Here is a 12,106-nt window from a genome sequence, read left to right on the forward strand (position 1 = left end):
CCCGCGAGTTCTTGACAGCCCCCTGTCCGGGCAGCACTATATGTATAGAAAGAGTGCTAGGGGTACCAATAGAGTACGCCTGATTGAGTCAGAGAGGATTCGAATCAGATGAGCATCACCGCCGAAACGTCGACTCGGCAGGCGCCGATGGCGCCGTATCCGGCCACCTACCCCGATGTCCAGGGGCGCGCCACCCTGCTCGAGGAGGCCAAGGCCATGGAGCAGCAACTGCTCGACGCCGAGGACGTCATCGAGAACGAGCGAACGATTCCCGACGAGATCACCGACCGTCTCTACGCCAACGGCATCTACCGTGCGTTCCTCCCGCGGGAACTCGGGGGCCTGGAGGTGCATCCACTCGAATGGCTCGACGCCGTCGAGGAGATCTCGCGCGTCAACGGCTCGGTGGGCTGGCTGTGCATGCTGCACTCGGGGCAGACCTTCCTCCGCAAGGAGGTCATGGAGCGGCTGCTCGAACAGGACCGGTGGATCATGGCCTCGAACGTGGGTCGCGCCGCCGGCAAGGCCGTCCGCGTGCCTGGCGGATATCGCATCAGTGGGCGATGGTCGTTCACGAGCGGGTCGCCGGAGGCCAACTGGCTGTCGGGCCGCTCCGTGCTCTATGACGAGAACGACGAGCCGGTCATCAACCCCCGCGACGGGCTGCCCTGGTTCATCGTCGGGCTGTGGCCGGCGAAGGATGCCACGCTCATCGACACGTGGGACGGCCACGGTCTCCGCGGCACGGGTTCGGGAGACTTCGAGATCAACGATCTCTTCGTGCCCCGCGAGATGGTGAACGAGGCGGGTATCTGGAAGCGCCCCTACGACCGCGCGCTGTACCGGCACTGGTTCAACGTCATGGCGCACGGCGCGCACGCCCTGGGCCTAGCGAAGGCGGCGATCGAGGAGTTCATCGGGCTCGTGCACCAAGGCGCGAAGCGCGGTTCGTACCGACAGGCGCGCCTCGGCAAGGACGCCATGCACCAGTTCGTGCTGGGGAAGGCCGACACGATGGTGCGCGCCGCGCGGTCGTACCTGTGGCAGGTCACCGCAGAGGCCTATGACGACGCCGTCAAGCAGTGGCCGGTCGACTACGACATCCGCGTGCGGCAGCAGGCCGCCCTCCTGAACGCGGTGCATGTCTCGCGCCAGGCCGTCGACATGATGTTCCAGCAGGCGGGCGCGCCAGCCGTGTTCCGCGGGCGCCGTCTCGAGCGCATCCACCGCGACCTCCTGACCGCCGCGAACCACGCGCTCATGGCGGAGGCCGCGTTCGACCGCATCGGCCAGTACCTCATGTCGAAGGACCTGCCGGGTGGGCCGGAGATCGAGATCGGCGGCATCAGCTTCATCCCGGGGCCGCATCCGCAGCACGATCGCAACGCCCCGTGGCAGGAATGGGTGCGCGAGGCATCCACCCACACGCCCGAGGAGGCGGCCGCGAACCTTCGGCGCGCCAGCGGGTCTTGACGGGAGAAGCCCGCTTCTCTACGTTGCTCAAGCGAACATATTCTGTACTGCGCGTCAGATAGTGATACCTATTTGCCGGGTGGTCAGGCCAGGCGAACGATGGAGTTTTCCTTGTCCTCACTGACAGTTCAGGCATTGCACAAGCACTTCGGTGCGTTCCACGCCATCAAAGGCGCCGACGTCTCGGTTGCGGAGGGTGAATTCGTCACCCTCCTCGGCGAGAGCGGATGCGGCAAGACGACGACCCTGCGGTGCATCGCGGGTCTGGAGACCCCGACTTCGGGGCTGATCCAGATCGGCGATCGAACCGTGTTCGACCACGATCGGCGCATCGAGATCCAGCCCGAGAAGCGCGAAGCCGGCATGGTCTTCCAAAGCTATGCGCTGTGGCCGCACCTGACGGTCATCGAGACGGTGCTCTACCCGCTGCGACGGCGACGGGTGAAGGGAAAGGAGGCGATCCGGCGGGCACGGGAGATGCTCGAGATCGTCGGTCTCGAACCGTACGCGACGCGGCCGGCGACCTCGCTCTCCGGTGGGCAGCAGCAGCGCGTCGCACTTGCCCGCGCCCTCGTGAGCCGCCCGCAACTCATGCTCTACGACGAGCCGCTCTCGAACCTCGACCCGTCGCTGCGCCGTCAGGTGCGCGATGAGATCCTGCGCCTGCACACCATGAACGGCGCCACCTCCGTCTACGTCACCCACGACCTGGAAGAGGCGATGCACCTGTCGGACCGCATCATCGTGATGCAGGCGGGGCTCCTCGAGCAGACGGGCACACCGGCCGAGATCTTCTCGAAGCCGACGAACGAGTTCGTCGCGAAGTTCGTGGGGTTCGAGAACCTCCTCGAGGCCAAGGTCACGGCCGTTCGCGGTGGCGAGATCGAACTCGAGCTGCCAGCGACGGGCGCTCGTGCGGCGCTTCCGGTGACATCTGCCTCGGGTCCGGTCGCAGTCGGCAACGACGTGAACGTGGCATTTCGCTCGGCAAACGCCCTTGTGCACGGCCAGGCGCCCGACGGATCGACGGGGCGGCTGACCTTCCCCGGCACGATCGAACGCGTCGATTTCCTCGGCTCCAGAAACGAGTACCGCATTTCGAGCGGCACGGCGACCCTCCGCGTCGCCGAGTCCGAGCGGGAGTACCGGCAGCAGGCGATGCGTCGCGAACAGGGGGCAACGGCCTGGGTCGACGTCGACGCTGAATTCGTGACGGTCATCCCGGCACGGTCGAAGGGGTCCGCACGGAGCACCCCCGAGCCGGCGCTTGCGGGGACGCCGTCGTGACCGGCACGATCACGCCGCCGACGCGCCCAACCGGGCCGACCACGCGCGCGATCGCGAACGAGCCGCCGCCGAGCAGGATCTCGGCGGCCTGGCGGGGCTCGCGCCTCGGGGGCAAGCTCCTCATGGCCCTCACCATGGCGATACTCGTGCTGCTGTTCATCTACCCGCCGCTGCTCATGATCATGGCCGCGTTCCGCCGCGGCCCCATCGCTGGCCAGGGCGAGTGGACGGCCGCGCCGTTCATCGAGGTCATGACGAACCCGGCCACGTGGGTGGTCACTTTCAACTCGATCGTGCTGTCGGTCGCGGTGGCGGTCATCGCGCTCGCGTTCGGCACCTTCTTCGCGTGGGTCGCCGTGCGCACGACGACCCCGCTACGGCGCTGGATGACGCCGATCATGGCGGCGATCCTCGTCGTGCCGTCACTTTTCTACGGGCTCGGCTGGTACGTGACGCTCAACGGCAGCGGCGCGCCCGTGAACATGTTCCTGCAGGAGGTCTTCGGGCTCTCCGGCTCCCCGCTCGGCTCCGGGTGGCCGACGCTGATCTTCGTCGTCGCCTTCCATGTCGTGCCCGTCGGCTACCTCTTCATGGTCGGACCCATGTCGCGCATGGACAGCGCGCTCGACGACGCGGCGAGGATGAACGGCGCTGGCCGGACCTCATCGTTCTTCACCGTCACCCTGCCGTTGCTGCGCCCCACCATCTTCGGCGTCATGGCGCTCATGACCTCCTACGGCATGACGGCGTTCGAGTTGCCGCTGCTGTTCGGCGTTCCCGCGTCGCCCAGCATCCTGGTCTTCTCAACCAAGGTGCTCAACACCTATCAGGAGACGGTCGTACCTGAGGGGTGGGCGAACTATGCCGGCGCCAGTTCGATCGGTCTCATCCTGGTGCTGCTGGTCGTAGTACTCGTGATCGCCAGGGAGATCCTGCTGCGGGGACGCCGCTACTCGACCATCTCGGGCAAGGGCTTTCGGCCGGAGCCTCGGAGCTACGGGCGCATCCAGTGGGTCTTTCTCGCGATCTTCGCCCTGGTCGTGCTGCTGGCCGGCATCATTCCCGTGCTGCAGATGGTCTTCAGCGCCTTCCAGAACGTCGCCGGCGTGTTCTCGCTCGGTTTCACGACCGCCAACTTCGAGGCGGTGCTCACGAGCCGCCGGACATTCCAGGTCATCGTGACCTCGCTGTGGGTCGCGGCGCTCGCGGGATTCCTCGCGGCGTGCGTCGCCCTGATGCTGAGCTGGTCGACGCAGCGCAGCGGCCGCGTCGTCCGCGCCCTCGCGGTCGTGATCAGCTGGGCGCCCATCGCGATCCCGGGCGTGCTGGTCGGCCTCGCGCTGCTGACGGCCTACATGCCGGTGCCGGGGCTGCAGCGCCTCATCGGCACCCCGTTCATGCTCGTGATCGGGTTCATCGTGGTCGCGACCCCCATCGCGACCCGAGCCGTCGAGGGCGGTGTCGTGCAGATCAGCGGTGAGCTCGAGGAATCGGGACGCATGGCCGGCGCGAGCAGGTCGATGACGTTCCTCACCGTCGTGCTTCCACTCGTGATGCCGAGCTTCTTCGCGGGCTGGTTCATCGCGTCGATCGGCATCGCCGGCAACCTGGCCCTCCCCGTGCTGCTGTCGTCGCCCTCGATGCGAACGGCAGCCGTGACCGCCTACGACCTCTACAACCAGGGAAATACCGCTGAAGCGGCCGCGCTCTTCCTGGTGCTCATGGTCGCCATCGTCGTCGTTGGCGCCCTCGCGTGGCTGCTCATGTCCGGTGTGGTCCGTCTGCTCAAGCGGGCCCGCGCAATCCGGATCGAACGAGCGTTGATCGAAGAAGGAAGTGTTGTATATGCCTAAAACACGGCAACGGTGGCGTGTTTCGCTCGCGTTCGCAGTGCCCCTCGCCCTCCTCACCGGCTGCGCCGGCGGGGGAGGGGAAGCCGGGCTCGCCGAGGACGGCCCGGAGGCCGGCTCGCTCGGCAGCCCCGAGCAAGAGGCGGCATTCGAAGAGCTCTACAACGAGGCCATCGACAACGGTGAGTTCCAGGTGACCGTCTACGGACCGCCGCCGGCGCAGTCGGTGCTCGACGCGTTCCACGCACGCTTCGGCGACATAGAGGTCGTCTACGAGCAGCTGCAGAGCCAAGACCGGGTGACGCGCCTGCAGGCCGAGGCCGCGAGCGGAAACCGGGTCGGCGACGTCGCCTCCGATGGCCGCACCCCGATCACGAGCATGGCCCTCGACGACTGGTGCCAGCCGTTCGAGCCGATTGTCGACGTGCCTGAAGACCTCATCGCGGTCGACGGACAGACGGTGACGACCTTCAACACGGTCTTCGGCATTCTCGTCAACACCGACCTGATCGACCCGGAAGAGGCGCCGCGAACGTGGGATGACCTCGTCGATCCCAAGTGGAAGGGCCAGCAGGTCATGGTGAGCCCTGCCGCGGGTGGTGCCGGGGCATTCGTCAACGCCATGCTGCTGACTCCCGAGGAGAATGCCGAGACGTGGGGCATGGACATCGTCCAGGGCCTGAAGGACAACGTGGCGGTCGTGGCGAAAGACGCGCAGACCATCTCATCGGTCGTGGATGGCACGTATCCGATCGGCGTGCTCGCGTACTACCCGTACTACTTCGAAACCCTGCAGTCGACGCCGGATGCTCCCGTTGAGTTCCTGCTGATCGACGACGGAACGCCGTACTCCGTCGGCAAGCAGTGCGTCATCGCCGACGCCCCGAACCCCAACGCGGCGCAGCTGTGGATCAACTGGGTCATGAGCGAGGAGGGGCAGACCGCGTTCGCGGCGAGCGGTGCCTACCCGGCGATGCCCGGCATGCCCGGCCCAGAGGGGCTTCCCGGCACCGACGAGGCGAACCTGTTGCTGCAGCTCGACGACGAGGAGGCGATCACGGGCTACGCGGACTACGTCCAGCAGATCCAGGCCCTCTACGGCGGGTGATGGTGCGGCCCTGTGGCCCGTCGCGATTCGTGACGGGCCACAGGGCGTCGCCCGTCTATTGTCAGTACGTGGAGGGAACACAGGCGTGACGGAACCGAAACCGAAGGCGGTGTCGACGACGGTTGACCGCGCAGGTGCTCTGCTGAAGTTGCTTGCGCAGCATCCCGACGGTCTTGGGGTTGCCGCCCTCACGCGCGAGCTCGGAACACAGCGCGCTCCGCTCTACCGCATCCTCGAGGCCCTGCAGCGATATCAGCTCGTGCGCCGCGACGATCGCAAGCGTTACCTGTTGGGCGTCGGCACGCTCGAGCTCTCGCATGCGTTCTCGGCGCAGTTCGGGCGGGGCGTCGAGACCCTGCTGCATCAGCTCGCGGACGATACCGGGCTCACGGCGTCGCTCGTCTCGGCCGACCGCACCGACACGTTGACGACCGTGATGTCGATCACTCCGAGCACGGTTGCGGAGCACGTGTTCACGCCGCCCGGCTACCGGCACCCGGACGGCCGCCTCGCATCGCGGGTCGCGCTGTATGCCTCGCGCCCACCGAGCGACGACGAGTGGCCGGAGGTGGCGGAGGCTCGGCGGCGCGGGTACGCGGTCGCCACGAATCCCTCGTCGGTGCGCTATGCCGTCTCCGCCGTCGTGCCCGGCACCGAGAAGGCCGATTCGGCGCTCGTGCTCACGCTGCTGTCCCTCAACACGTTCGACGTCGAGTCGGCCGGCACGGCGCTGCTGAGCGCCGTGCCGATGGTCGGGATGGCGCTCAGCAGCAGCGGATTCGTGAACTAGCTGTTCTGCGCGCCAGCCTCGGCCTCGACCGACCACCTGTTGGCGCCGGAGCACTGAGGGAGATGATGCTCGCTCTGAGATCGACAGGGGGCCGGACGCAACAGGAGAGTTGATCGGGCAAACGCTCTCAATTGACTGGCGAGACTGATCACACGACTTCACCCGATCGGTTCCGAACGTGCGTGGGCAGACCAGGCACCGGCCCCAGCAACGATCAGGCACCCGCGGTGCTGGGGCGGCGCGTCAGTCCTCTCGCGCGAGGGGGATGCCGGCCGCCTCCGCCTCCTCGACGAGGATCGGCACGGAGCTCGTCGCCGCGTGCACGCCGATGACGCTCGCGATCTCGAGCACCTCGAGGATCTCGCCGACCGTCGCGCCCAACTCGAGCGCATTCTCGTAGTGCAGCTTGAGCCCCTTCACGTACAGGTGCGTCGCCGACGCGTCGAAGGCGCAGTAGACGAGCTCGCGAATCTTTGGCTCGAGCGTGCCCGTCTTCCACGGCACGCTCGAGAAGTTCGTGTACGCCTCAAACATGTCGGGGTCGAGCTCGAGGATCTCGTCCCAGAACGCATGCCAGTAGCCGCGGTTCGCCGTGAACTCGGCCTTCAACCGCTCCTGCCGCTCGTCGAGCGGCGCGGGCCCGTCGCGGAGCCCCTTCTCCTCGAGCACCTCGACAAGCAGCGGCACGCCGATGTTCATGGCGTGGATGCCGAGGGTCGACGACAGCTCGAGCACCTCCATGATCTCCTGCGGCGTCGCGCCCGCGGCGAGCGCCGCCTTCACGTGCTGGCGGACGCCTGGCAGGTACATGTGCGTCGCGTTCGCGTCGACGGCGATGTAGATGAGCTCTTTCGTCTTCGCGTCGAGGTGCTTCGTGCGCCACGGCACCATCGACAGTTCCCGGTAGGCGTCGAGGAACTCGGGGTCGAGCCTCGCGATGCTCTCCCACATCGGCCCCCAGGTGCCGCGATGTTCGATGAAGTCGTCCTTGGCCTGCTGCTGACGGGGCGTGAGCGTCACGGTGTCGTTCCTTCGGTCGCGTTGGTGGTCGGATGCTCTGGTGCCGGTGCGTGTGCGTGTGCGTGTGCGTGTTCCAGGATCCATTCGGCTACGCGGGTGTGATCGGCATCGGCCGGCAGGTCGCCGGCAGCCTCGGTCCACAGTGCGATGGCCCGGTCGCCCAGGGGGAGGGCGCGCCCGAGCTCGCCAGCGAGGGCGGCCGCGATGCGCATGTCCTTCAGCATCAGGCGCAGGCCGAAGCCCGAGTCGTACGTGCCGGGGAGAATGAAGTTCGGCCACTTGTTCTGCGTCGAGCCGCTGCGGCCGCTCGAGCCGTTGATGACCTCGAGCATCACCTCGGGGTCAAGGCCGAAGCGCTCGCCGACGACCATTGCCTCGCTCGTGGCCCAGAGGTGGGTCGCCGACATGAAGTTGTTGAGCGCCTTGACCGCATGCCCCGACCCGACCTGCCCGCAGTCGCGCACGGTGCCGAGCGGCGCGAGCAGCTCGTGAGCCTCGGCTCGGTCGCCGTCATCGGCGCCGAGCATGATCGTGAGCGCGCCGCGTTCGGCACCGCCGACCCCGCCCGAGACGGGCGCATCGGCGAAGCGCACGCCGGCCTCTGCGAGTGACGCGTGCAGCGCCCGCGTGCGCAGCGGCTCTGACGACGACATGTCGATGACGAGCGCGCCATCGCGCAGCGCGCCCGACGCCAACAGCTCGCCGGCGACGGCCTCCACTACGTCGCTGTTCGGCAGCATGAGGATGACGGCATCGGCCGCCGCCGCCGCCTCCGGGGCGCTGCCGACCGGTGTGCCGCCGGCGGCGGCGAGGCGCTCGCGGGCGGGGGCGGCGGGGTCCGAGCCGATGACGTCGTGCCCCGCGTCGATGAGCCGCTGTGACATGGGCGACCCCATGTTGCCGAGGCCGATGAACGCGACCCGGCTCACGAGGCCGGTGCCCCGGTCGAGGCGCCGCCGGCGGCGGCAGCGGCATCGTCGCTCCCAACGGCATCCTCGGCCGCATCGGCAGGCGGTGCGTCGTCGACGGCGGCGTCGCCGAGCTCCTGGCGGATGACCTGTTCGGCGATGCGGAACGACTCGAGCGCCGCAGGTGCGCCGACGTACATGGCGCACTGCAGCAGCACTTCCTGGATCTGCTCGACCGTGACACCGTTGCGCAGCGCGCCGCGCACGTGCACGCTCAGCTCGTGCGAGCGGCCGAGGGCCGTGAGCACGCCGAGGTTCACGAGGCTGCGCTCGGCGCGTTCGAGACCTGGACGGCTCCAGATGCCGCCCCAGCAGAACTCGGTGACGTAGTCCTGCACCGGTTTCGAGAAGGCGCTGACGTTCGCCATCGACCGCTCCACATGGGCGGCGCCGAGCACCTCCTTGCGGATCGAGAGGCCTTCGTCGAACGTCTCGGCGTGGGTTCCAGGGGTGAACATGGCTATGCCTCCTCAGCGGGCGTCTGCGCGTAGTCGTCGTCGCTCACGGCCGAGTCCCACACGGTGGTGCCGAGTGAGATCGCGGTGTGCACCATGAACGAGTCGGGGGCGGCCCCGTGCCAGTGCCGTTCGCCAGGCGGGCACCACACGGTGTCACCCGCGCGGATCACGCGCACCTCGCCGTTCGCGCACACGAGGCCGCGGCCCGCGAGCACCTGCAGGATCTGGCCGTGCTCGTGGTGGTGCCAGTGGGTGCGGGCGCCCGGCGTGAAGTCGACCGTGTTGATCGTGACGCCGTCGGTCTGCGCCATCGTCACGTACGGGTAGACGTCCCCCGTGAACTGCGAACCGGGCTTGCCCGCCGTGCCGTCGTAGGTGGTCGGATGCTTGATGATCATGACTGCTCCCCGGTCTCGTCGTCGTTGTCGGTTACCTCGTGAAGGCGCACGCCCCCGCTCACGTCGCCGATCGCATCCACCACCGTGTTGCTGATGCGGTCGGCGTAGCCGAGCTGCCGTGCGAGGCCGAACGCCGCGGTCGGGCCGGATCCGTGGAGGCTCGTGACGCCGAGCGACGCGACGAGTTCGAGGTAGAGCGACACGTCTTTCAGCATGAGCGTGTTGGTCAGCCCGCCCTCGAGGTAGTCGCCCTTGATGATGTGCGGGAATCGGTTGATCGTGGCGAAGTTCACGCCGCTCGAGGCGTTGAGCACGTCGAGCAGGCGCTCGAGATCGAGCCCCGCCTTCTTGCCTGCCACCATGACCTCGGCCGTGGCCGAGAGCGCGATGGCGTTGAGGAAGTTGTTGAGCAGCTTGACCGTGTGCCCCGCCCCCACTTCGCCGCAGCGGACGACCTTGGTGGCGAAGTGCTCGAGCACGCCGCGCGCGCGTTCGAGGGCGGCCTCGTCGCCGCCGACCATGAGCGTGAGCGTGCCCTTGTCGGCCGCCGCGGCGCCGCCCGAGATGCCCGCGTCGAGGTACGTGGCCCCGCGCTCGGCGAGCAAGGCGGCGATGCGACGCGTCGAGTCGGGATTGGCGGTCGAGAGGTCGATGATGATCTGGCCCTCGCGGGCGGCCGCGAGCACGCCGCCGTCGCCGGCGGGTCCCGAGCCGTAGATCACGGCCTCGACGACCTTGCTGTCGGGGAGCGAGAGCAGCACGAGGTCGCTCTCGCCGGCCACCTGCGCCGCGCTGGCCGCGGCGGTCGCGCCGGCTTCGCGCGCCGCGCCGTCGCGCCGATCGTGCCCGAGCACGGAAACCCCCGCCTCCGTGAGGCGTTTCGCCATCCGGCCGCCCATGTTGCCGAGGCCGATGAAACCGACCCGCAGTTCGCCCTCGCCCGAAGCATCCGTGCTCCGAGCATCCGCGCTGTTCGCCGCGTCAGCCATTCCGACGCTCCCTCGCGGCGCGCAGCTCGTCGGCGCCGTAAGCGGCCGTGTCGACCGCGTCGGTGTCCCAGGCCCCGGCGCCGCCCGCGGGCCGCACGGGGTTGATGATGGATGCTCCGCCATCGGCGCCGACGATCTCACCCGTCGTGTAGGCGGCGTCGTCGGACAGCAGGAACGCGACGACCCCGGCGATCTCGGCGGGGTCGCCGGCGCGGCGCATCGGCGTCGTGCTCGCGCGCCGCACCATGTCGTCGCCGCCGCCCGTCTGCGAGGCCGCGGCCCGGAACAGCCCGGTGGGCACGATGCCGGGCGCAACCGCGTTGACGCGCACCCCGATCGGACCGCCGTACGTCGCGGCGCCCTTGACGAGGCCGGTGACCGCGTGCTTCGACGTGTGGTAGGCGAGGAGATCATGCCCGGCACGGCGGCTCGCGATCGAGGCGGTGACAGCGATGGCGCCGCTCGCCCGGCGGTCGCGGTAGTGGCGGAACGCCGCGCGCAGTCCGAGGAACTGCCCGACGACGTTGACGCGCATGACCCGCTCGAAGTCGGCGAGCTCGATGTCTGGCAGGAACTCGAACGAGCCGAAGATGCCGGCGTTCAGGTGGAATCGGTCGACTTGGCCGAACGCGTCGATCGCGGCGCGCATCGACGCATCGACGTCGTTCTCCGACGATACGTCGCCGACAACGCCGATCGCCTCGGGGAGTGACGCGGCGACCTCGTGCACGGCGTCGCTGAGGTCGACGGCGACGACCTTCGCTCCCTCGGCGGCGAGACGCTCGGCCGACGCTCGCCCGAGGCCACTCGCGGCCCCCGTGACGAGCGTGACGAGCCCTTCGAATCGATTGTTCATGGCGCCTTTCTGGTGGTCTGGTTTCGCGGACTGGTGGCGGGCGGGGTCAGCCGATCCTGGCGAGAAGGCCGGGGAGCGGGCCATCGTCGATGACGCCGAACCGGCTCAGCGTGCCGGGGTCGTGGCCCGACACCACGTGCTGCACGGTGCCGTCGGCCTCCCACGCGTGGAGCAGGTCGAATCCCGCATACATGGCGGGCAGGTCGGCGACGAACGCGAACGGCACGTCGTCCTCGTACTCCTCGTAGTAGTGCACGGCGTCGGAGGCGAGGGCGACGCGACCGGCCGCGGTGTCGACGAGCACGACCGACTGGCCGGGCGTGTGGCCGCCGACGCGGACTATGCGCACGCCGGGCGCGATCTCGAGCTCATCGCCGAAGGTGCGCATCCGCCCCTCGTCGTGCACGCGGCGTAGTTCGGCGAGCTCGGCGTCTTCGACCGAATGGTGGAACTGGGCGCGCCGCTCCATGCCGCTCGTCCAGAAGGCGTACTCGGCGGCCGCGATCGTCACGCGTGAGCCGCGGAAGAGATCGAGATTGCCGATGTGGTCGTAGTGCGCGTGCGTGACGAGCACCTCGGGGCCCGATGCGGGGTCGACGCCGAGTGCCGCGAACGCGTCGGCCGGGTGCACGAGGAAGGTGCGGTTGCGGTTGGCGCCGCCCTCGCTCGAGAAGCCAGTGTCGACGACGATGGTCCGATCGCCCGTCTCAATGAGCCACACGAAGTAGTCCATGTCGATCGGGTCGTCGGGGCGCCCGTAGATGCTCCAGTTCAGGTAGACCTCGGACTTGCGCCCCTGGCGGGTGCCGTAGCGCACGATGCTCACGCGGTTCGTCTGCGTCATCGCCTGGTCTCCTCGTCGGTCGTCATCGGCCGGTCGTGCTCTCGCCGAGCGTATTGATTGTCTGA

At 68.5% G+C, this 12,106-nt stretch carries 12 protein-coding genes; 5 read left to right on the forward strand and 7 right to left on the reverse strand.

All coding sequences use genetic code 11. The features are described from left to right. Positions 1–108 precede the first annotated feature (108 nt). From F8O04_RS02455 to F8O04_RS02475, 5 genes are all read left to right on the forward strand, one after another. The gene (locus F8O04_RS02455) at positions 109–1,473 is read left to right on the forward strand and encodes an acyl-CoA dehydrogenase family protein (protein WP_158027753.1); all 1,365 of its coding nucleotides are present in this window, start codon (positions 109–111) and stop codon (positions 1,471–1,473) included. Between the two features lie 111 nt (positions 1,474–1,584). Then, complete coding sequence (locus F8O04_RS02460) at positions 1,585–2,760, forward strand: ABC transporter ATP-binding protein (protein ID WP_188726319.1); 1,176 nt, start codon at positions 1,585–1,587, stop codon at positions 2,758–2,760. After that, positions 2,757–4,613 (forward strand): ABC transporter permease, encoded by a 1,857-nt coding sequence (locus F8O04_RS02465; RefSeq protein ID WP_158027755.1) that lies wholly within the window; start codon positions 2,757–2,759, stop codon positions 4,611–4,613. The genes F8O04_RS02460 and F8O04_RS02465 overlap by 4 nt, the downstream gene beginning before the upstream one ends. Beyond that, complete coding sequence (locus F8O04_RS02470; RefSeq protein WP_158027756.1) at positions 4,606–5,718, forward strand: ABC transporter substrate-binding protein; 1,113 nt, start codon at positions 4,606–4,608, stop codon at positions 5,716–5,718. Before F8O04_RS02465 ends, F8O04_RS02470 begins: the two co-directional genes overlap by 8 nt. Before the next feature lie 85 nt (positions 5,719–5,803). Continuing rightward, positions 5,804–6,508: a helix-turn-helix domain-containing protein gene (locus F8O04_RS02475; RefSeq protein WP_188726318.1), complete on the forward strand. Its 705-nt coding sequence runs from the start codon at positions 5,804–5,806 to the stop codon at positions 6,506–6,508. A 243-nt stretch (positions 6,509–6,751) separates the two neighbouring features. On the opposite strand, the gene F8O04_RS02480 is transcribed toward F8O04_RS02475, so the two are convergent. From F8O04_RS02480 to F8O04_RS02510, 7 genes are read right to left on the reverse strand one after another with little or no spacing between them, the layout of a single operon-like run. After that, a complete protein-coding gene (locus F8O04_RS02480) occupies positions 6,752–7,528 on the reverse strand; it encodes a carboxymuconolactone decarboxylase family protein (protein WP_225734827.1) in 777 nt (258 codons plus the stop codon). Beyond that, positions 7,525–8,457 (reverse strand): NAD(P)-dependent oxidoreductase, encoded by a 933-nt coding sequence (locus F8O04_RS02485; protein ID WP_225734828.1) that lies wholly within the window; start codon positions 8,455–8,457, stop codon positions 7,525–7,527. The genes F8O04_RS02480 and F8O04_RS02485 overlap by 4 nt, the downstream gene beginning before the upstream one ends. Continuing rightward, on the reverse strand, positions 8,454–8,954 hold the full coding sequence (locus F8O04_RS02490) for a carboxymuconolactone decarboxylase family protein (protein ID WP_158027759.1): 501 nt from the start codon (positions 8,952–8,954) through the stop codon (positions 8,454–8,456). The genes F8O04_RS02485 and F8O04_RS02490 overlap by 4 nt, the downstream gene beginning before the upstream one ends. Positions 8,955–8,956: 2 nt before the next feature. After that, complete coding sequence (locus F8O04_RS02495) at positions 8,957–9,352, reverse strand: cupin domain-containing protein (protein ID WP_158027760.1); 396 nt, start codon at positions 9,350–9,352, stop codon at positions 8,957–8,959. Further along, positions 9,349–10,341 carry an NAD(P)-dependent oxidoreductase gene (locus F8O04_RS02500; protein WP_158027761.1) on the reverse strand — a complete coding sequence of 331 codons (993 nt, stop codon included), beginning with the start codon at positions 10,339–10,341 and terminating at the stop codon, positions 9,349–9,351. Before F8O04_RS02500 ends, F8O04_RS02495 begins: the two co-directional genes overlap by 4 nt. Beyond that, complete coding sequence (locus tag F8O04_RS02505) at positions 10,334–11,197, reverse strand: SDR family NAD(P)-dependent oxidoreductase (RefSeq protein WP_158027762.1); 864 nt, start codon at positions 11,195–11,197, stop codon at positions 10,334–10,336. Before F8O04_RS02505 ends, F8O04_RS02500 begins: the two co-directional genes overlap by 8 nt. Positions 11,198–11,243: 46 nt before the next feature. Beyond that, a complete protein-coding gene (locus F8O04_RS02510) occupies positions 11,244–12,041 on the reverse strand; it encodes an N-acyl homoserine lactonase family protein (protein ID WP_158027763.1) in 798 nt (265 codons plus the stop codon). Between the last annotated feature and the right edge of the window lie 65 nt (positions 12,042–12,106).

The organism is Pseudoclavibacter endophyticus (assembly GCF_008831085.1).
Classification (GTDB): Bacteria; Actinomycetota; Actinomycetes; order Actinomycetales; family Microbacteriaceae; genus Pseudoclavibacter; species Pseudoclavibacter endophyticus.

Bases quoted from the DNA above. Each gene is read 5' to 3' on its own strand.
- F8O04_RS02455 (WP_158027753.1), top strand. From the start codon at position 109: ATGAGCATCACCGCCGAAACGTCGACTCGGCAGGCGCCGATGGCGCCG.
- F8O04_RS02470 (WP_158027756.1), top strand. From the start codon at position 4,606: ATGCCTAAAACACGGCAACGGTGGCGTGTTTCGCTCGCGTTCGCAGTG.
- F8O04_RS02490 (WP_158027759.1), bottom strand. From the start codon at position 8,954: ATGTTCACCCCTGGAACCCACGCCGAGACGTTCGACGAAGGCCTCTCG.
- F8O04_RS02495 (WP_158027760.1), bottom strand. From the start codon at position 9,352: ATGATCATCAAGCATCCGACCACCTACGACGGCACGGCGGGCAAGCCC.
- F8O04_RS02500 (WP_158027761.1), bottom strand. From the start codon at position 10,341: ATGGCTGACGCGGCGAACAGCGCGGATGCTCGGAGCACGGATGCTTCG.
- F8O04_RS02505 (WP_158027762.1), bottom strand. From the start codon at position 11,197: ATGAACAATCGATTCGAAGGGCTCGTCACGCTCGTCACGGGGGCCGCG.
- F8O04_RS02510 (WP_158027763.1), bottom strand. From the start codon at position 12,041: ATGACGCAGACGAACCGCGTGAGCATCGTGCGCTACGGCACCCGCCAG.